Below are 18,535 nucleotides of genomic sequence, written 5' to 3'. Positions count from 1 at the left end.
TTATTCCTCCAGTTTACGCAAACTCTTTTTTTCCTAATCGTTGTTTTACAAAAAAGACGAAAATAATTAAGGCTATCAATGCTGAAATTGCACTCCCTGAAAATAAAATACGATAACCAAACATTTGTGAAACAACTCCAAGTAAAATAGCACCTAACCCGATTCCTAAATCAAACGCTGTAAAAAATGAAGCATTTGCAACTCCTCTTTTACTCGGATCGACAATTGTAAGCATTGCCGCTTGCAAAGCTGGCTGTGCTGAACCAAATCCAATACCGTATAATGTTGCTGCAATAATTACACCTATCAAACCATTTGAAATAGTTAAAACAACTATAGCTAAAATAGTAATACATAATGCTGGAAGTATAATGAATACTTCTCCATACTTATCTAATAGTTTCCCTGAAATTGGTCTTACAATTGTTAATGCAATTGCATATACAAGAAAGAAAGTTCCCGGATTCACATGAATTGATGATGCAAATAACGGTAAAAAGGTTGTTATTCCTCCATATGCAAACGATAAAAAGAATACTACAATCGTGATTGTTAATACGGATTTCTCAAATAGCTGCATCTTCCCTTTTTCTTTTTGTGGCGTAAATGGCATCTTCGTTATTAATGATAATACGACTGCCATAAAAGATAACAACGTCGCTAATAAAAATAGACCATCAAATGAATAATTTTGCACAACCCATAATCCAATCATAGGTCCGATCGCCATTGCAATTGTCATCGCCATCCCGTACCAACCCATACCTTCACCGCGGCGTGAATCTGGAATAATATCCGTTATTGCTGTTCCAACAGCTGTTGTAGAAACAGCCCATGTTACTCCGTGAATAACACGTAAAAGAGCTAAAAGGACAATAGTCGATGCTATATTATAGGAATACATCGTTAAGCCAAAAAAGATGAGTCCGAAAATAATAAAGGATCTTCTACCATATTGATCTAACATTCCTCCAATAATCGGTCGTATTACAACCGCAGCTATTGTAAACATCCCCATCATAAGTCCAACTTGCGATTCATTGCCACCTATCTCTTTAATAAAGAGCGGGAGCGTTGGAACAAGTAAATAAAATCCTGTAAATAAAAATAACATTGCGAAAGTCATTTGAATAAATGATTTCGTCCATAATCGTTCCATAAAAATACCTCCATACACTCGTAAAATATTACGATTAACACCCTCATTGTATATTTTTTTTATCTCTTTTCCCTCCGCAAATAGACGTATCTTTTCATATTAAATAGTCCACCATCAGCTTACATTAGTCTTAAGACTTTGTACGCATGTTTTAAACGAAAGTCCTATATATGTACCTTTATACGTGTGAAAAGAATATACTAATTTATTAACACAACTTAGGAGTGAATATTTTATGTGGGTATTATTAAGAGTAACTGCCGTAGTTCCTTCGACTCCTGGGATACATGTTCCTGCAGTTCATACAGCTAGCTCCGATGTAGGAATTGAACTTCCCGCAACTTGGCAGCAATATCAAATTCCCGGTCAAGTTACCCCTTCATTTTGGCATCATGGTGCCCATCCAAGTAGCACTACCTTTTATCATCCTAGCTACGCTCCACTACCTCAAGCTCAAGTCTTTTATCATTTCCCATCAATTTATTTTCAAAATTTTTATGGTACGTTTAACATTTAAAACACATCATTTCATAGCTACTACATTTAAATGAAAAAAGCACTTAAGATTGTAATTTTCACAAATCTTAAGTGCTTTTTAATATTTTTTATAAATTTTTCTTATTGCCCATTATTAGCAGGGGCCTCTCCTGCATTACCGCCAGTCTCTGGTTGTGTGGTCGCTGGTGGAGTTGTATTTCCTTGACCTCCTCCATTATTTGCTGGAGGTGTCGTATTTCCTTGACCTCCTCCGTTATTTGCTGGAGGTGTCGTATTTCCTTGACCTCCTCCATTATTTGCTGGAGGTGTCGTATTTCCTTGACCTCCTCCATTATTTGCTGGAGGTGTCGTATTTCCTTGGCCTCCTCCATTATTTACTGGAGGTGTCGTTCCTTGGCCATTTCCATTATTTTGTTCTTCTTGTTTCTTTTGCTCTTCTTGTTTCTTTTGTTCTTCTTGCTTCTTAAGTTCCTCTTGTTTCTTTTGTTCTTCTTGTTTTTTCAGTTCTTCTTGTTTCTTTAATTCTTCTTGCTTTTTCTCTTCTTCAGTTTTTTGCTGTTGATCTTGTTTTGGTTGCTCCGTTGTATCCGGTACGCTAGTATTTGGCGATGAATCACGTTTTTCACCTTTTATACGTAGCTCACTACCTTCTTGAATAACGCTACTTGGCATTTTAAAGCGTGATTTATCTGTAGCCATTTCGCTCATCATTTCTTTAAAGATCAACTGTGCAATTTTCGTATTTTTACTACTAATATACTCGTCTTTACCATCTTTCATATACCCAGTCCATACTGCCATCGTATATTGCGGTGTATATCCAGCGAACCAACTATCACGAGTTGCACTTTCTGGAATTTTATATTGAGCTAATTGCTTTGATGAATAGTTTGTCGTACCCGTTTTACCAGCTACATCTAAAGAGCCTACATTTGCCGATGTACCAGTACCTGATGTAACTACAGAACGAAGCATATCAGTAATCATGTATGCGGTAGAATCTGTCATAACTTGTTTTGGTTTTTGTCCAAAACTTTGTGACTTACCGTCTGGATAAACGACTTTCTTAACAAAATGCGGTTTCGTATATTTACCTTCATTACCAAATGCCGCATAAGCACCCGCTATTTCAGTTGGCGATACTTCATTTGTACCAATCGCTGTCGATTCTGTCGGTGCTGTATTAAATGTAATACCTAGTTTCTCAGAGAATTCTTTCGATTTACTAATCCCTACTTCTTTTGCAGTTTTAATTGCAGGAATATTACGCGACATTTTTAATGCTTCACGCATTGTAATTGGACCCATATGACTTCTATCTGCATTTCGTACTTCTTGTCCCGTTGAATACTTAAATGGAGAGTCATCAATTTGATGGTACGTAGCCCATTTTAAATATTCAATTGCAGGAGCGTAGTCGAAAATCGGCTTCATCGTTGAACCAGCTGCACGATCTAATTCAATTGCCATATTATGCCCTTTAAATACAGCTTTATTTTCTCCACGGCCACTACCTATAGCACGAACTTCTCCTGTTTTCGTATCCATAAATGTGAATGCACCTTGGAATTTATCGTTCGGATAATCAATGATATTATTATTTAAAATATTATCAGCAAGTTTCTGTGCTTTCGGATCTAACGTTGTATAAATTTCTAAACCGTCAGAACCGATATTAGCATCTGGTAATTCTTTTTCTACTTCTTTCACAACTGCATCCATAAATGCAGGGTATGGCATTGTTTGTAGTTGAGCTGCAGGCTTGAGTCCCTTTTCTACGTCAACTTTTATCGCTTCTTCCATTTCCTGTTTTGTTATATATCCATGTCGATTCATTAAGTTTAGAACAACATTTCTTCTTTCTGTTGCTTTTTGAACATTTTCTTTTTTCGTTGGATCATAGTTATTCGGTGCTTTCGGTAAACCTGCAAGCATCGCAACTTCTGGTAATGTTAAGTCCTTCAATTCTTTACCATAGTAGTTTTGTGCTGCTGTTGCGATACCATATGAACGATTACCTAAGTTAATTTTATTTAAGTACATCTCTAATATTTCATGTTTTGAATACTGTTGTTCTAGCTTATAAGCTAAATATATTTCTTGCGCCTTACGCTTTGGTGTTTTATCCATAGATAAGAAGTAGTTTTTAATAACTTGCTGCGTTATCGTACTTCCACCTTGAGAGCCATAATCTCCTTTAAGACTCACTAAAACAGCACGGGCAGTACCTTTAAAGTCTACTCCGCTATGCTCATAAAAACGTGAATCTTCTGTCGCTAAAAATGCATTTTCTACTAATTTAGGTATTTGATCATACGTAACATTCGTCCTTTTTTCTTTTCCATATTCATATACCAAATCCCCGTTTTTATCATAAATTTTTGAGGATAACGGATTAACAAGTTTTGCTTTTTCCAGTTTTGGTGCGTCCTTAATCATTACGAAAAAGGTAGCAACCCCCGCCACTAAACCTACAATACCAAGTAATAAACAAGTAATTAAAAACTTGCGGAAAAATGATGTTTTACCTTTTGGTTTTTGTGTTTTAGAAGCTGGTTGTTTTTTCTTTTTAACTTGTCGTCGCTCCTCGCGAGAACGATAATTTTCTGACATGTTACTTTCTCCTGCCTTTCAATTCTCCCGTTGATTTAATTAAAAATATTGAGGTCACTTTCGTAAATACGTTTAGGCAAGAAAGTGTATTGACCTGGAGCATTCAATATTTTCCCAATTCACAGATTACAAATTTTAGAATGGCTCTTATACATACTATTTTCACTTCTAATTTTCTAATAATGCTGCCCCTTTTAGCATAATAATGAAAGAAGTGAATTTTTATTACCTCGTATAAATAATATACCTTTTTTTCAAATGGTCAATATTTTCTTATTAATAAATCAAAGGTGAAATAAAAATAGCATATCGATATGAACTTCGTGTGAACTTACTTATAATTACGTATAACCAATATTTAATATATTTAATATTGGTATAATACCTCTTTAATTATAAAGATTTCAACACCACAATACCGTTTCCTACAAAGAATTATTAAAAATGAAAAATAAGGAGTTGCATAATAATGAAGCTATCTCCGGTTACCTCAAAAAATATAGTTGCTGTTGGTTATAATCCTTTTTCTATGATTTTGCGAATCCAATTAAAGCATGGTATGTATGATTTCTTTAATGTACCAGAAAGCATTTATACTGGCCTATTACATGCACAATCTAAAAGTTATTATCATAATACTTACATTAAAAATTCTTTCCGCCACACAAAAATTTAAACTTAACACCCACTAAAAAAGAAAGGAGGTTAATCCTCCTTTCTTTTAAAAACATTTGGCAGATGAATTATCTTCGATTTCTCTTATTAATTTCATCATATGCTTGAATTTGTTTTTTCAAACGCCGATCAGCTTTTTTATCATGCACTACAAGAATTGCGTGTATAACTCCTGGAACCCAAAATATTAATGTTAATATGAAATTTATGATTGCCTGAATTGGTTTTCCACAAAATAATACAGCAACAGGTGGAAGAAAAATTGCTAATAAATACATCATCCCTTGAAAACTCCTTATTTTATATTTTATATATCACTTTTCAAAATATACGCAAAAAAACCTACTACCATTTTAATCTTAACCTGCCTCTAAAATCAATGTATCCCCTTCTATTTATATAAGTATTTCAGACTTTTCATTGTTTTCTAGCCTATTTTCTTCCTCTATTGCAGTTATTCCAATTGCGGAAATTAACGTTCCTATCGCTTGTATCCAAATACCAATGAGTGCAATGATTCTCTCATCCTTCTTATCAAAAATACTATCTTTATTTTCTTTCTCATCTTTCAATACATTTAAAACACCTTGATACGCTTGTAATCCAGCTCCTAAACTTTGCATGGAGTTACCCAGTATAATAATTTTCTGTAATACATTTATATCCACCAAAGCTGCTTCTACTCCTAAAAAAGCACCAATCGATTGTAAACTGTTCCCTGTAATGATAAGATAATCATTCTCTTTCAATTGTTCATTTATATTAAAATATATTCCTATTACATTTGATATATTTCCTAATGCTAATAACTCAATTCCTATTTGATCAAGTAATTTACTTTGATTCTCTCTTTTTTCTTCCCCATCATCATAATTGCTCGCAATGATTTGTAATATATACCCGAGGGCTTGTAATGAGCTTCCTACAATAACAAGTTCCGATTCAACTTTCTCTTCTCCAATAAATCCTCTTGTCGTTCCAATAGCAGCTGTAAGATTCCCCCCTACTTGAAACCATGCCCCTGTCACTTTTAAACTGCTTGGATTCATTTTTATCACCTATTCAAATATTTTCTAAAGCTTTCAAAACAAACAAATCTCACCCTTAATCTTTTATTTTATTTTTCAGATGTAATTTTGTGAATGATATAATGTGCTACTAATATAAAAAGCACCTTAAAGGTGCTTTTTATACGCATGCTGGGCATGTCAATGAATCTCCATTTTTATCTATTGTTATATTCAATATATATTCAATCGCTTTATGTGACCAAGTTTCAGGTGTAGGCGATTCATTTATATATTGTGGCGCACATGACTTCAGCATTGGAGTACTAATACTCCCTCCAGGATCTAAAGCAACTACAGCCATGCCATGGGGTAATTCCAGGGCCATAGATTTAGTGATACCTTCAATTGCAAATTTCGAGGCACAATATGGCGCAAGCTCAGCTTCACCTTCTCTCCCCCAACTAGAACTCATATTAATGATAATTCCTTCTTTCCTAGATACCATTGCGGGAACAAACGCTCTTATTACATTTACTACACCATTCACGTTTACATTCATTACACTTTCGAATTCTTGAGCCGTAATTTTCCAAAGTTGTGCATTTTGATTTACAATCGATGCATTATTTATTATCAGATTGGGAGCCGTATGTCTATTAAGTATATAATTTGCCCAATTGTTAACTTGCTGAGAATCTGAAACATCAATTACTTGGAAATCATGTATTTTACTGTACTGTTTTTTTAGTTCTTCAATTTTATCTTTTGAACGTCCACAACCATATATGTTCCACCCTAATTCATGAAATCGATCAACCATCGCACGTCCTAACCCTTGTGTCACACCTGTAATAATTACAGATTTACTAATTTCTTTTCGCTTCATTTCTCTCATCCTCCTTCCCTATATCTTACTCTCTTCATTTTTATTCAGCGATTTACTATAGTATCAACTCAACTCATACTTTAGTAATGGTTTTGATATTGCATACATAAGCAAAAAAAGTAACCATCATGGTTACTTTTTGCTATATATCTAAAAATTCATTGTTTATTTCATTATTGTTTTTACATTTCAGCTTCTCTTTTCCACATTTCTCACACTGGTAAATATAAACTACACCTAATATACCTTTTTTAAAATCCTCATTATCCTGCATCTTAATAAAAATATATTTATGTTTACAATGCGATTCACCCAAATAATTTTTAAACCACTTTTTCAACACAACACATTCCACCTTTATGATAGAACCTTTATTTAGCTGCTTTATTATATACTTTTATTTAAATGTTCAATCTCATCTTGCAATTTTTTAAATTGCTCAAAATGCATGGTAATAGATTGGCTACTACCATAATCAACATTTTGTTTCACTAATATAACACCCGTATCATGAAAAAGCGCTTCAAGTTCTTTCCTAATAGACACTTTCGCAATATGGGCTGTTTTAATTGCAGATAAAATTGCAATTTCATTAAACTTTAATTTTATTTCATTTGGACAAAATGCGTCTTCAACTAATATAACTTCATTACTATAAATTAGTGCAACAAGATTACTTGATTTGGCATCTGTTAAATCAACTTTTTTCATAATATCTTTCATTACATTTTGCCTCCTTTATTTTCATATATATCAATTATACAAATTTTTTTAAAAAATTACTCAACTTTATTATATTAATTTTAACACACTTTTATTGAAATCCATGCTCCAAACGTTTTACTATTCCACAATTTTTATTGTATGAACCATCTGGACTATAACTCCATATAGTAATGTTAACAACTTATTATAAAGCAGGTGAAAATTATGCCATCAGTTGTAGGAAATTTAGTTGTACAAAATAGCAATGGATCATTTAACTTAGGTGATTTCTACAACGTATCTCCGAAAGAAAATACGAAAGCTTATAATGGTTCCGGCGCATCAAACGTTGGTTTTGTTGTTAATACTTTTAGCGGTGTTAGCGCGACCAATACATTTGATTCTGACCTTGCAGATCAAAACCAAGTGGGTACAGCCTAATCTTATGTTCAACTTTCTGTATAGAAAATTTTAATTTGTCTATACTATAATCAGGCTGTTTGACAGCTTTTGTTGATTTTGGAGTACCCTATCTTTTTCTCCCTTTCCCTGGGGCTCAGCAGCTAGCACGAAGCTAGCTGCTTTTTCTTGTATTATTTGTCTCATAAATCAGAAATAAAAGAAGCTGCCATTTAATATTCAGCTTCTTTTACGTTATTTCAATAATATCCATAGCGTTAAATACGTAAGTTTTATAAAAGGCGTCTGTACAAATTACAATTTGTTTTACCGGATTGATATGTACAACAGTCATGTAGCTTGTTAGTATGTAACCATCTTCAAAATATGTTACCAATATTTCTTTCTCAGACAATAATGACGTTAATAATTTATCAGAAATTCTCTCTTTTGCTTCATTTGTTAAAAGCGGTTTTTGTACTTTTAATTTCTCTCCAATAATCTTTCTCATATTTAAAAGTTGTTCGGACATTACTGTAAACGGAACCCACTCTCTTTCTTCTTTTTGTATCTTTACATCGTTCATTTTTTATCTCCTTGATCATTTATACATTTATTTAGCCATACTATCCCTTAGTTATTTTTAATACTCACTAAACTCGGATTTACTTCTAAACTATAATTAGGTTACCTCTCAAAAGAACATTCGTTCTTATTATACACGAACTTACGTTCTTTTGAGAAGAGCCATACTTATTATTTCTTAACAAAAAACATAATTTTATTTATCTCCATACTTTTTTCCTTTATCAAATAAACTTCTCATTTCTTATATAACATGCATATAACAACTAAAAGGCGACTTCACCCAAAGTGAAATCGCCCTTTTCTAAAAAATATTTCAAAGCTTATTTTTCTATCCTAACTAATGTTCTTTCTGGAATACATAATTCATCTATATTAAAATGATTTATTTTTAAGTTCAATTCCCCTACTCGTTCCTTATCTTCATCACCAACCCAACAACTAAATAATTCGAAATAGTCTCCATCTTCCAAATAACCTTCCATAATCTTGCATAAAGTTAAAAGTTTTTCTTTCGCTTCTTTTTTTCCTTTACATTTTGCCACTCGACAAGTTCAATTCCCCAACTAGTTGAAACCTCATATGTGTAATTTGTTTAGAATTGATAATCTTGTACAATTTCAAGCATACTTTCATCTGAAAAACACGGTCCAAAAACAATTAGATTATTAGAATCCGGATCCGTTAACGGAATTTCTACATTACAGCCTATGTAACTTGCTAAACTCATTTTATACTCCTCCAGTATTCGTATAAAAAATACTTCATAGTATATTTATTTACTCAAATATAAAATCCCTGCCTAAACGAAAAGGTTTTAAATTTTTATCGTTTATTAACCATCTATAACTGAAAACATATACTATGATGAACGAACTCACAAAGCATAAGAAAAGAGAGCATTTACAACACTCTCTTTTCTTACATACTCTATGGAACTTTACAAAACTGAATCAATGATTTTTATTATTATATTTTATTACATATACTTAGGTTGTACTATTATATGTAACTCTCTCTCTGTATCCGCTTTTTTCGGATGACGAAAATAATTAAGTTCGTACTTTAACACTTTATACTCAACCATCCCGATTTTAATCCCTTTCGTTTCTTTTAATATAGCTAATAAATCACTTACATTTTCATCATATGACTCAAAAATTTTCGCGCCGCCCTCTCCTTGAAAGATTACTTTCATATATTCTCCACCACCTTAATTTATTGATGTGGTAAATGACGCGTTTAAAACGATTCATTCTTTATCCTAAAATTTTCATATGAAAAAGAACATCCTTTCCAATCGAATGCTCAGCTTTTTACTAATTATCCATGTTAAATATTTATTCAAAAACATTATATGTATTATTTTTTAAATTATGTTCGATATCCATTATTAAAGAGTAAATATATGTAATAAACTTGCATAATGAAAACCGTAGAATATTCACTTTCGTTGAAATAATTATAATCCATAATTTTCCATTGTAATTCTTAATATTTAAATGTAATATTGTATTGTCTTACTATCTATTTATAACTCACACACTAATTAGAAAAGGGAACTCTATATGAGTTCCCTTTTCTAATTATGATTACAGTCATTATTTCTTTTCTAGAAATTTAAATGTATCTTTAAATTCTTTATTATTCACTTTAATATCAGCATCTTTCAATAAATCATTGACTACTTGTTGTTTCCATTTACCTGTCGTATCTTGTAGTCTTTGTTGTTCTATATCTTTACGTATTTTATCCTTTACTTCATCAAATGGCTTCAATTCTTTTTTATCCGTCACTTTAATAATATGGTAACCGTAAGTTGTTTTAACCGGCTCACTTACTTGGCCTGCATCTAATTTATACGCAGCTTCCTCAAATTCTTTCACTGTTTGCCCAGGGGCAAAACCAGATATTTCCCCGCCCTGTTCCTTTGAACCAGTATCTTCTGAATACTGTTTTGCTAAGGCAGCAAAATCTTCACCATTATTTACTTTCTCCTTTATTTCTTTAGCCGTTTTTTCATCTTTCACTAAAATGTGACTTACTTTCATTTCTGGTTTATAGTTATCTTTCACATCTTTATCTGTAACTGTTGCTTTAATCGCTTTCTCAAATGCAATTTCTGGCTTCATTTTTTCTTTTAATTCATCTTCATTTTTCAACCCAAGTTGTTCTAAAGTCGCTTTAAAGTTTTCACCCATTTTATCTTTTGCTTCTTCTACTTTCTTTTTTGCTTCCTCATCTGAAACTTTATATTTATCTAGCAATGCCTTACTTAACATCATTTGATATAAAGTACTTTCTCCATATTGTTGTCGTAATTCTTTACTTAATTCTTTCTCTGTAACATTTCCTACTTTTGATGTTACTACGTTGTCTGAGGAACCACATGCAGATAATGCTAGCATCATGCATGAAATAATTGTTCCAATAAATATTTTCTTCTTTTTCAATTCAAATACCTCACTTTTATCATTATGCAAATTAACTATACACAGTCATTGTGAAAACAGTGTGTTTTCTACATGTAATTCATTTCATATGAGTTGACTATGTATCATGTATTTTCATTTTTAAATATAAAGAGTCTTCTTACTATGCATAGTAAGAAGACTCTTTATATAATTCTCAAAAAAATATAGCTTCTATAGTTGCTTAATAATTACATGTTTTTCAGGTATCCAACTATTCTGCCCGATATCTACCGCATTTCCCACTCTACCCCACACTCGAAAAGATGTCGATCCATCTATGTTTCCTTTATAATTCATACATTCAGGCTCTTCATAATAATTTACTCCGTAACCGACAGGATATTTTGAAGTTGCATAAAACCATTTCACATTAAAATGTTTTAAATATACCCACTGCTTATCGTTCCCTAAACAAATCATATCTTGCTCACCGCCTCCCCAATAACCTGCTAAGATTAAATATGGAATTTTCTGAGTGAGTGTACCTGTAAATTGGGGATTCATGGGGTTTTCATATAAATTTATTCCATATCCATCAGGATATTTCGAAACTGCAATACCAATGCCATTCGTTTGCTGTGTATACACTATGTTAGATTGATTTGCTTTGTTCGAATTTATAAACCAAGAAAGTGACTTATTTCCTACTAATCGATTCAGATCACATTTCCCAATCCCAGGAACATTCCCTGAATCCGTATATTGCCACATATCGCATGGATATGCTGGCTTATTCCCTCCATAACGAGGGATCCATACGAAATCAGCTTCAATATTACGTGCTCCAAATGATAGATACGTGTGATGCCCTACATATAATCCTACTTTTTCCGCACCTAAACGGCGTAATTCATCAATAAATGCCTGTGTCCCGCCTTGCATATCTACCATCGTTTGAACTTCTACGTCCGCTACCCAAAACTTAGCAGATTGATCACCACGATTCCAAAAATCTTGTGCCTCTTTCTTTGCATCAGCAATAGATATAAAACGGCAAAAAGCATAATTACCGAATGGGATACTATGCTTTTTCATTTCACTAACATAATTTTGATACATAAAATCCACCGTATTAGAGCCATCTTGAACTCTAGCAATCACTAAATCTAGCTGTGATGCTGCAATATCCCAATTGATAGTTCCATTCCATTTTGAAATGTCTACAATATACCCCATACATTCCAGCTCCTTTTGAATGTCCTATTCATAGCTAGTTTTATTGTAAGCCTCAGCTCTCTAAAACTAGCTATCTATAATATAAGTAAAAAGAATCTTTACCGTTTTTCAAAATATATTCTCTTTCAGAAATATTTCTATTAGTTTTAACATGTTTGCCACATAAAATATTCGAAATACACCCTACTATTCATTTATTATGTAATCTCGTCCTACCAATCATTTTTACATATATTAGAAAAACCCCCCTATATTATTAAGTTATAACTTTCAGTATCAATTTCCTTTCAACTAAAAAATTTCATCCCTCATTTTCTATATATTCTTAAGTCAAAATTACTACCTTTACATGAAATTTGAGATTTAGAAAAATTTTAATTAATTGAAGTTTACTCCTTTTAAATCACAATTTTCCAACCTGAACACTATTGGTGCATAAAAAAGACATTTTCTATTAATGAAAATGTCTTTTTACAGTTTAATAAAACAACTTTGGTGCTAAATGTGTATTTTGCAATTCTTGATTTTCACTACTCATAACACAACTTGTGGAAAATAGAATTGGTATACCACAAATCTCATCATTCATTACATCACGAAATACATTGGCAGCAACACCTGTAAACGTTTGACATAAGTTAGAAATGTCGTCATTGAAAAACTGAATGACTTTCGCAGCGAAAACCGGAAAGACAACATTCGGTCCGCCAGGGAACTGAGGCTGTACCACAACTTGTTCAAAATAAGGATTATTTTCTAGTGCTACTTGAAACAAATGAGCTATTTCAAATGCATCTAGTGGACAAGGAAATGGATTTACAATTTCATTCTCATTATTCGTTACAATAACTGTCACACTTACATTCCCAAATTGTACAAAAGATTTTAAAAGCGTTGCTAATGCTCTCGCTTTTTCGTTGCTTAACGCATGCACTAAAATAATATAATTACCACCAACAGGAATAAGTGGCCCAACTGTTACAGTTGGATCAGCACCTATTGAATTTTTTAATTCATTAAAATATGTGATCCACGGTGGCGAAAGCTGAGCTTGTACATTTTCTTCCACTACTATATACTACCTCCTTATACCATTCTTACTAACATAATATGTAACAAACTAAAAAATGCATTAGTTATATTATTCATTTTCGTATTTATTGATTATATTAATTAAACATTTTATTTCGCATTCTCAATTTCCCCTTTACATCTTTAATCACTTTTACTACTATAAAATTCTTTATTATAAGCAAATCAACTGAAATTTCATATTATACTAATACGACTCTATATCCTTTAAATTATAACACTCAATATTAGGAGCTGATTTCATGGAAAAAAAACCTATCGTGTTTAAAATCCCACCAAATTCAAAACTAAAAGTTACATTTTTCGGTCCTTGTAACGAAGTAATTACAAATGTGTCTATAATTAATCAACTATGCACCCCTAAATGTCAAACTATCACGCAATATCCAGACTTTAAGAAATATGTAACTGAAGTACGATCGTTATCCCGTTGTTAGTCCGCATAATGCACGATTTTCACAACTTTGTTACCTAAAGATAACTGAGAAAGAAAATAACTGCATTCCTAAATTAAAATTACTCATTTTATGATATTCCATTGATAATTCATTGATTTTTTACACGTTTTTATTAATAGAACATATATTATCGTATGGAGATTATCCACTCATAAAACCTATCTTTCTTTGGAGCATACTTTTTATGTATGCTCTTTTTTTATGTAACCGTCCCCCTTCTAAATTGACCAACAATATATTAAAATTCTTTATATACTCAAGGAGGTCAAATATGTTCAAGTTGCATCCAATACTACTCATCTTAGGATTGATTTTGTTTTTATATAGTGTAATCGCCTTTATGTTATTCTTTTCAGTGTATTAGGATTCCCTACACAAATCTATGTTCAATATATAATTTCTATATAGTAAAGAAAAAACGTAACGATACGATCTTTTATGTATTCCGTCTTTCTTGTTCTATAAGAAAACTAGCAAACTTACTAACAATGAGTTTTCACAAGCATGTTACTTATTATTCTGTTTATTATCTGAAGAAGGTTGAAACCTCTACAAATTAAACTACACTTCACCTGTTTACTTATATATTCTAGAAAAACAATAATAATCCCCCACCATTTGGTAAGGGGATTAACTAAACCTACTAAAAAACATTTAATGATCAGTTTTATTTAGTTGGAGAAGGAAATCTTGCCGCTTCAAAATGTGCCCCATCTTCTAAAGGACTTAAAACCCCATCTATACTACTTTGTGCATAAATCTCAACTTCATCCCCTGCATTCAATTGAACAATCGTCGAAACACTTACGACATTTCCAAAACTTATTGGACCAAAAAAGTCATTATCTATAGCTATCGCTGCGTTTCCATTCACACGAATTTCTACACGCGCTCTATAATTTAAAGTTGGATCATTTGGAAAGAAACCAATCGTTCCAATAATAGAATATACTCCTTTAGTCTTCGGCGTAAAAATAGATGTTGCTGGATTATACTCATTCGCTAAATCAAATTGTTCATTTTGAAATAACACTTTCACAAAAGTATTAGCAGGAACATTTTGATTCACAGTATTTCTAGCTCTAAATGCCGATGCTCTAACAAGATTGTCCTTATTATCATGACACTTACTAATGTTCTTACAACAATCATGATGCTTCTTTTTATACTCCTTACAATACTTACAGTAGTAATAACAAGACATACTAATTCCCCTTTCAAACTTATTACTACATATTATGTAAGATTGATTTATAAGGTTTGGACTAGCTATTTTTCTTATTCATAAGGGCGCTATTAATCTGCACCCTTATTTATATAAACCACTTCATTCCTTACTAGTTATAAGTTGTATATAGTTCCATATGGAATAGTAAGAAAAGAACTTCCGTACGGTGTAACATGATGTACTGGATAAAAATACTCTACGGATGAGTAATATGGTTGTACTCCTTGCTGCTGCATTTGTTGTTGCATTTGCAATGCTTGTTGAATAGCTTGAACTGTACTTTGTGCTCCACTATACGTTATAGACGTACCATACGCTGGTCGCATGCCAGCTTCAGAATTAATATATGAATAAAACATAATTTTCAACTCACTTCCGTATAATTTGTTACACATTATATTATGATTCTTTATTTCATTGGTACTATAATGCTAGTTCGCTCGCTTATATTCAAATGATAAAATAAAAAAGTAGCTGCTAGACTACTTTTAATTCTTCTTATTACCAAATGAAATGATATACATATTCTCCGTTTACACGCTCATCAATTCCAGCAACCCTAACGAATCTAAGTAAATCCGCCCCTTGAAGAAAATATACCGACATCGTAACCGGTACTTGTGACCACATGAATTGATAAAGCTCATTCACTCTCTGATTCGTCGTAACGATTAAATCATTTACAGGTCCATGATTCCATGCAGAGGTTTGAACTGAAGTGAAAGAAAGGTCTTTCCCATTAACCACTATTCTTGCCACGCTTTGAGTTATGTCCACAATACTCCCCTCCAACATTACAAAAATTGGACCTTTTTTAGTTCATATTATTATAAATATTCTTGACTGTAATAAATGTTTAAGGCAAATCCCTAATAAAGTGAAACTTTAATCAGTGGGGGTCTTACTGCCCGTTAATGCGGGATACAATTTTTTTATTCATATCCCTCAATTCCCATTACAACCATATAATTTCTAACCTGATTCAATTTTTGTAAAAGTTGAACCTGCAAATGTAAATTCCATAAAAGTATTAGAAAAATTAAACTTTACTTTTGAAGGTACTCTGAGAAAGAGCGAAAAATTAGCTGAAAAGCTTATCGATTTAAATATTTATTCGAAATTAATAAGCGATTAATTTTAGTCACTCTGCCCATACTTAATCAAAGTTTGGGCTTCTTTAATTTCTGTATAAAATTCAAAAGTTTGACACAATCCTGGAAAAAGCTTATAAAGAAAAGTGAGGTTCCGTTATTTTCACACTTAGTAGCGCAGTCATGTTACATACAATTTTATAAGTGTGAACGAACTACAAAACTAAAAAACAAATAATAAGTTTGCAACATGTTTGCAAATACGAATTTTGCATATAAATTCGTGTGATATTGAAAGGAGTTTTACTTATGAAAGAAATTAAAACAGAACAAGAATTCAAAGACATCATCGCAAGCGAGGAGCCAGTAGTTGTTAAGTTCTTTACTACATGGTGCCCAGATTGCGTACGTATGGACAACTTTATCGGAGATGTAATGGAAGAGTTCAATAAATTTGAATGGTATTCTATTAATAAAGATGAGTTTCCAAGTATCGCTGAAGAGTATCAAGTAATGGGTATTCCAAGTTTACTTGTATACCAAAACGGTGAGAAGCTAGGCCACTTACATAGTGCTAATGCAAAAACTGAAGAGCAAGTTACTGAGTTTTTAGAAGCATACTAAGATGAAAGCCCTCTGGAAAATATTTTTCAGAGGGCTTTCATCTGCTTTCATAATTATCTTTTGACGTTTTTCCTCGTTTAATGAATTACACCTTGTCATGATAAGAATAATATGTAGTAAGAAAAGTATTCGTTTCTTGATCCATCTCCCCTCCTCTCTCTTTAGTAAATAAACTCCAATTCGGTTTACACCCTGACTTTGTACTTTTCAACATATTTTTCCTTCACGAAACTTTGTTATCCCCTTCTTAAAAAGCTATAAAACGTCAACAATGTTTGTATAGACCCACACGACTTTCGTTTGATACTCTATTTATAGAAAGAAATTCCTTTAAAGAAAGGTGAGTGATTAAAATGGATACTCTTTCTCATAAAGAAGCTGATAAAGGCGCTATTGTCAGCATTATGGCCTACATATTTTTATCCTCTATGAAAATCATCATCAGTTATATTACCCTCTCTAGCGCATTACGTGCTGACGGTTTAAATAACTTAACGGATATCGGTGCTTCTTTAGCGATATTAATTGGTCTAAAAATATCTCGTAAACCTCGTGACCCAGATCATCCGTATGGGCATTCGCGGGCTGAACAAATCGCATCACTTGTTGCGTCCTTCATTATGGCAACAGTCGGATTAGAAGTTGTTATTAGTGCCATTCAATCTTTCTTAAATCCGAAACAAGCAGCGCCTAATGTACTCGCTGCATGGGTTGCTTTATTTTCTGCTGTCGTTATGTATTGCGTGTATTTGTATACGAAAAAAATTGCAGCACGAACAAAAAGTAAATCATTAGAAGCCGCTGCAAAGGATAATTTATCAGATGCACTCGTAAGTATTGGTACTGTAGTAGGTATTGTCGGTTCTCAGTTCCAAATGCCTATTTTAGACCCTATTGCCGCTTTAATTGTCGGTCTTATTATTTGTAAAACTGCATGGGAGATTTTCGTAGAATCTTCTCATATGCTTACAGATGGAATTGATCCTGATAAAATGGAAGAATACGCTGATGCTATTGAGCATATTGGCGGTGTGGAAAACATTGTAGATATTCGAGCACGTATGTACGGGAATCAAACGTACGTTGATATTACAATTGAAGTAGATGCTCGCATGGATGTTGGAGAAAGTCACTGTATTACCGACAACATCGAAGCTATGCTTCGCAAAAAGTTTGGAATTTACCATGCACACATTCATGTTGAGCCAATGAAAAAAGAACCTATTATGACATAGGTTCTTTTTTTATGAACGTTTTATGGAATATAACACATAAAACGAGCCAGCTACCACCAGCTGCCCATCCTGCTAATATGTCAGATGGATAGTGCACGCCAAGATATATTCGGCTAACTGAAATAGATAATACAACAAAGCTTGCTATAAGAATAATTAACAATTTTTTATGCAACGAAATACGCTCTTCAGTAATTGTGACGTATGCAATAAATCCTAAAAAAGCAGTAGCATTCATCGTATGACCGCTCGGAAAACTATATCCAGTTGCAGTAACAAGCTGGGTGACATCAGGTCTTGCTCGTTCGTACCATAGTTTAAGCATACTGTTTAAATAACGAGATCCGTAGTAATTAATTGTTAGAAGCAACGCACTAAGCAACTTTTTTCTAACGAGAAAATACATTACAAGAATAATGAGTAATGGAAAATATATTCTTTTGGAACCGATAAAAGACACCCAAGTAAAATAGGTCGTCAAATAATCGTTTCGAAAGCTTTGAATAAAATGTGCGACTATATTGTCAAAGTTCTCAATACAAGCGGTATGATACGAAAGTGATAATACGACAAAACAAATGAGTAACGTAAAACTTAGCAAGTATAAATGTCGATATCGTTTCACAT

22 protein-coding genes and 2 pseudogenes are annotated in these 18,535 nt (G+C 32.7%); 7 read left to right on the top strand and 17 right to left on the bottom strand.

Features of this window, described 5'->3' with window-relative positions:
* Positions 1-13 precede the first annotated feature (13 nt).
* The gene (locus tag ACTFRY_RS15455) at positions 14-1,159 is read right to left on the bottom strand and encodes an MFS transporter (protein WP_044306755.1); all 1,146 of its coding nucleotides are present in this window, start codon (positions 1,157-1,159) and stop codon (positions 14-16) included.
* Positions 1,160-1,394: 235 nt separating this feature from the next.
* On the opposite strand from ACTFRY_RS15455, the gene ACTFRY_RS15450 reads away from it, so the two are divergent.
* The gene (locus tag ACTFRY_RS15450) at positions 1,395-1,676 is read left to right on the top strand and encodes a hypothetical protein (RefSeq protein WP_000270087.1); all 282 of its coding nucleotides are present in this window, start codon (positions 1,395-1,397) and stop codon (positions 1,674-1,676) included.
* A 101-nt stretch (positions 1,677-1,777) separates the two neighbouring features.
* Here the strand turns inward: ACTFRY_RS15450 and ACTFRY_RS15445 are convergent, their stop codons facing one another.
* Positions 1,778-4,270: a PBP1A family penicillin-binding protein gene (locus ACTFRY_RS15445; protein ID WP_001293945.1), complete on the bottom strand. Its 2,493-nt coding sequence runs from the start codon at positions 4,268-4,270 to the stop codon at positions 1,778-1,780.
* Positions 4,271-4,739: 469 nt separating this feature from the next.
* On the opposite strand from ACTFRY_RS15445, the gene ACTFRY_RS15440 reads away from it, so the two are divergent.
* On the top strand, positions 4,740-4,946 hold the full coding sequence (locus tag ACTFRY_RS15440) for a KTSC domain-containing protein (RefSeq protein ID WP_000777843.1): 207 nt from the start codon (positions 4,740-4,742) through the stop codon (positions 4,944-4,946).
* Between the two features lie 67 nt (positions 4,947-5,013).
* Here ACTFRY_RS15440 and ACTFRY_RS15435 read toward each other — a convergent pair whose 3' ends face one another.
* The 5 genes from ACTFRY_RS15435 to ACTFRY_RS15415 form a co-directional block, all read right to left on the bottom strand.
* Positions 5,014-5,226 (bottom strand): YqaE/Pmp3 family membrane protein, encoded by a 213-nt coding sequence (locus tag ACTFRY_RS15435; RefSeq protein WP_000990219.1) that lies wholly within the window; start codon positions 5,224-5,226, stop codon positions 5,014-5,016.
* A gap of 114 nt (positions 5,227-5,340) precedes the next feature.
* Positions 5,341-5,994, bottom strand: coding sequence for a DUF6944 family repetitive protein (locus ACTFRY_RS15430; RefSeq protein WP_001070041.1), 654 nt, complete (start codon positions 5,992-5,994; stop codon positions 5,341-5,343).
* A 139-nt stretch (positions 5,995-6,133) separates the two neighbouring features.
* A complete protein-coding gene (locus ACTFRY_RS15425) occupies positions 6,134-6,841 on the bottom strand; it encodes an SDR family oxidoreductase (protein ID WP_016117759.1) in 708 nt (235 codons plus the stop codon).
* 142 nt (positions 6,842-6,983) lie between these two features.
* Positions 6,984-7,184, bottom strand: coding sequence for a hypothetical protein (locus ACTFRY_RS15420; RefSeq protein ID WP_000915140.1), 201 nt, complete (start codon positions 7,182-7,184; stop codon positions 6,984-6,986).
* A gap of 44 nt (positions 7,185-7,228) precedes the next feature.
* Positions 7,229-7,564, bottom strand: a complete 336-nt coding sequence (locus ACTFRY_RS15415) for a hypothetical protein (protein WP_000651906.1) — start codon at positions 7,562-7,564, stop codon at positions 7,229-7,231.
* A gap of 207 nt (positions 7,565-7,771) precedes the next feature.
* Here ACTFRY_RS15415 and gerPF point away from each other — a divergent pair, with 207 nt between their 5' ends.
* Positions 7,772-7,987 carry a spore germination protein GerPF gene (gene gerPF / locus ACTFRY_RS15410; RefSeq protein ID WP_001141569.1) on the top strand — a complete coding sequence of 72 codons (216 nt, stop codon included), beginning with the start codon at positions 7,772-7,774 and terminating at the stop codon, positions 7,985-7,987.
* A gap of 208 nt (positions 7,988-8,195) precedes the next feature.
* Here the strand turns inward: gerPF and ACTFRY_RS15405 are convergent, their stop codons facing one another.
* The 6 genes and pseudogenes from ACTFRY_RS15405 to ACTFRY_RS15380 form a co-directional block, all read right to left on the bottom strand.
* Positions 8,196-8,531, bottom strand: a complete 336-nt coding sequence (locus ACTFRY_RS15405; protein ID WP_001999741.1) for a YolD-like family protein — start codon at positions 8,529-8,531, stop codon at positions 8,196-8,198.
* A gap of 322 nt (positions 8,532-8,853) precedes the next feature.
* Positions 8,854-9,260: pseudogene (locus tag ACTFRY_RS15400) on the bottom strand (hypothetical protein).
* Positions 9,261-9,509: 249 nt separating this feature from the next.
* Positions 9,510-9,728, bottom strand: coding sequence for a hypothetical protein (locus ACTFRY_RS15395; RefSeq protein ID WP_000864279.1), 219 nt, complete (start codon positions 9,726-9,728; stop codon positions 9,510-9,512).
* 403 nt (positions 9,729-10,131) lie between these two features.
* Positions 10,132-10,983, bottom strand: a complete 852-nt coding sequence (locus tag ACTFRY_RS15390; protein WP_061663299.1) for a peptidylprolyl isomerase PrsA — start codon at positions 10,981-10,983, stop codon at positions 10,132-10,134.
* A 192-nt stretch (positions 10,984-11,175) separates the two neighbouring features.
* A complete protein-coding gene (locus ACTFRY_RS15385) occupies positions 11,176-12,180 on the bottom strand; it encodes a glycoside hydrolase family 25 protein (RefSeq protein WP_016117754.1) in 1,005 nt (334 codons plus the stop codon).
* 478 nt (positions 12,181-12,658) lie between these two features.
* The gene (locus ACTFRY_RS15380; protein ID WP_016117753.1) at positions 12,659-13,249 is read right to left on the bottom strand and encodes a hypothetical protein; all 591 of its coding nucleotides are present in this window, start codon (positions 13,247-13,249) and stop codon (positions 12,659-12,661) included.
* Positions 13,250-13,514: 265 nt separating this feature from the next.
* Here ACTFRY_RS15380 and ACTFRY_RS15375 point away from each other — a divergent pair, with 265 nt between their 5' ends.
* Entirely contained in the window at positions 13,515-13,709 is a 195-nt protein-coding gene (locus ACTFRY_RS15375; RefSeq protein ID WP_000412557.1) for a hypothetical protein, read from the top strand.
* 688 nt (positions 13,710-14,397) lie between these two features.
* Here ACTFRY_RS15375 and ACTFRY_RS15370 read toward each other — a convergent pair.
* The 3 genes from ACTFRY_RS15370 to ACTFRY_RS15360 all read right to left on the bottom strand — a co-directional run bounded on the left by ACTFRY_RS15370 (position 14,398) and on the right by ACTFRY_RS15360 (position 15,735).
* A complete protein-coding gene (locus tag ACTFRY_RS15370; RefSeq protein ID WP_001278086.1) occupies positions 14,398-14,934 on the bottom strand; it encodes a C1q-like domain-containing protein in 537 nt (178 codons plus the stop codon).
* Positions 14,935-15,071: 137 nt separating this feature from the next.
* A complete protein-coding gene (locus ACTFRY_RS15365; RefSeq protein ID WP_000500112.1) occupies positions 15,072-15,317 on the bottom strand; it encodes a DUF3947 family protein in 246 nt (81 codons plus the stop codon).
* Between the two features lie 142 nt (positions 15,318-15,459).
* Positions 15,460-15,735, bottom strand: a complete 276-nt coding sequence (locus tag ACTFRY_RS15360) for a hypothetical protein (RefSeq protein WP_000355691.1) — start codon at positions 15,733-15,735, stop codon at positions 15,460-15,462.
* A 208-nt stretch (positions 15,736-15,943) separates the two neighbouring features.
* Here ACTFRY_RS15360 and ACTFRY_RS15355 point away from each other — a divergent pair.
* The 3 genes and pseudogenes from ACTFRY_RS15355 to ACTFRY_RS15345 all read left to right on the top strand — a co-directional run.
* Positions 15,944-16,093: pseudogene (locus tag ACTFRY_RS15355) on the top strand (GNAT family N-acetyltransferase); the annotation flags it as partial.
* Positions 16,094-16,358: 265 nt separating this feature from the next.
* Entirely contained in the window at positions 16,359-16,673 is a 315-nt protein-coding gene (locus ACTFRY_RS15350; protein ID WP_000658787.1) for a thioredoxin family protein, read from the top strand.
* A 353-nt stretch (positions 16,674-17,026) separates the two neighbouring features.
* On the top strand, positions 17,027-17,908 hold the full coding sequence (locus tag ACTFRY_RS15345) for a cation diffusion facilitator family transporter (RefSeq protein WP_000380385.1): 882 nt from the start codon (positions 17,027-17,029) through the stop codon (positions 17,906-17,908).
* Here the strand turns inward: ACTFRY_RS15345 and ACTFRY_RS15340 are convergent.
* Positions 17,898-18,533 carry a phosphatase PAP2 family protein gene (locus ACTFRY_RS15340; RefSeq protein ID WP_000833370.1) on the bottom strand — a complete coding sequence of 212 codons (636 nt, stop codon included), beginning with the start codon at positions 18,531-18,533 and terminating at the stop codon, positions 17,898-17,900. The genes ACTFRY_RS15345 and ACTFRY_RS15340 overlap by 11 nt on opposite strands.
* Between the last annotated feature and the right edge of the window lie 2 nt (positions 18,534-18,535).

This window comes from Bacillus cereus group sp. MYBK195-1, assembly GCF_051916605.1.
Classification (GTDB): domain Bacteria; phylum Bacillota; class Bacilli; order Bacillales; family Bacillaceae_G; genus Bacillus_A; species Bacillus_A cereus.
Note: the sequence above shows the minus strand (reverse complement) of the source record. Positions and strands in the feature narration are given on the sequence as shown.

Coding starts and splice junctions, on each gene's coding strand:
- ACTFRY_RS15370 (WP_001278086.1), bottom strand. CDS start 14,934: ATGTCTTGTTATTACTACTGTAAGTATTGTAAGGAGTATAAAAAGAAG.
- ACTFRY_RS15365 (WP_000500112.1), bottom strand. CDS start 15,317: ATGTTTTATTCATATATTAATTCTGAAGCTGGCATGCGACCAGCGTAT.
- ACTFRY_RS15455 (WP_044306755.1), bottom strand. CDS start 1,159: ATGGAACGATTATGGACGAAATCATTTATTCAAATGACTTTCGCAATG.
- ACTFRY_RS15440 (WP_000777843.1), top strand. CDS start 4,740: ATGAAGCTATCTCCGGTTACCTCAAAAAATATAGTTGCTGTTGGTTAT.
- ACTFRY_RS15430 (WP_001070041.1), bottom strand. CDS start 5,994: ATGAATCCAAGCAGTTTAAAAGTGACAGGGGCATGGTTTCAAGTAGGG.
- ACTFRY_RS15405 (WP_001999741.1), bottom strand. CDS start 8,531: ATGAACGATGTAAAGATACAAAAAGAAGAAAGAGAGTGGGTTCCGTTT.
- ACTFRY_RS15450 (WP_000270087.1), top strand. CDS start 1,395: ATGTGGGTATTATTAAGAGTAACTGCCGTAGTTCCTTCGACTCCTGGG.
- ACTFRY_RS15445 (WP_001293945.1), bottom strand. CDS start 4,270: ATGTCAGAAAATTATCGTTCTCGCGAGGAGCGACGACAAGTTAAAAAG.
- ACTFRY_RS15425 (WP_016117759.1), bottom strand. CDS start 6,841: ATGAAGCGAAAAGAAATTAGTAAATCTGTAATTATTACAGGTGTGACA.
- gerPF (WP_001141569.1), top strand. CDS start 7,772: ATGCCATCAGTTGTAGGAAATTTAGTTGTACAAAATAGCAATGGATCA.
- ACTFRY_RS15385 (WP_016117754.1), bottom strand. CDS start 12,180: ATGGGGTATATTGTAGACATTTCAAAATGGAATGGAACTATCAATTGG.
- ACTFRY_RS15345 (WP_000380385.1), top strand. CDS start 17,027: ATGGATACTCTTTCTCATAAAGAAGCTGATAAAGGCGCTATTGTCAGC.
- ACTFRY_RS15375 (WP_000412557.1), top strand. CDS start 13,515: ATGGAAAAAAAACCTATCGTGTTTAAAATCCCACCAAATTCAAAACTA.
- ACTFRY_RS15350 (WP_000658787.1), top strand. CDS start 16,359: ATGAAAGAAATTAAAACAGAACAAGAATTCAAAGACATCATCGCAAGC.
- ACTFRY_RS15415 (WP_000651906.1), bottom strand. CDS start 7,564: ATGAAAGATATTATGAAAAAAGTTGATTTAACAGATGCCAAATCAAGT.
- ACTFRY_RS15435 (WP_000990219.1), bottom strand. CDS start 5,226: ATGATGTATTTATTAGCAATTTTTCTTCCACCTGTTGCTGTATTATTT.
- ACTFRY_RS15395 (WP_000864279.1), bottom strand. CDS start 9,728: ATGAAAGTAATCTTTCAAGGAGAGGGCGGCGCGAAAATTTTTGAGTCA.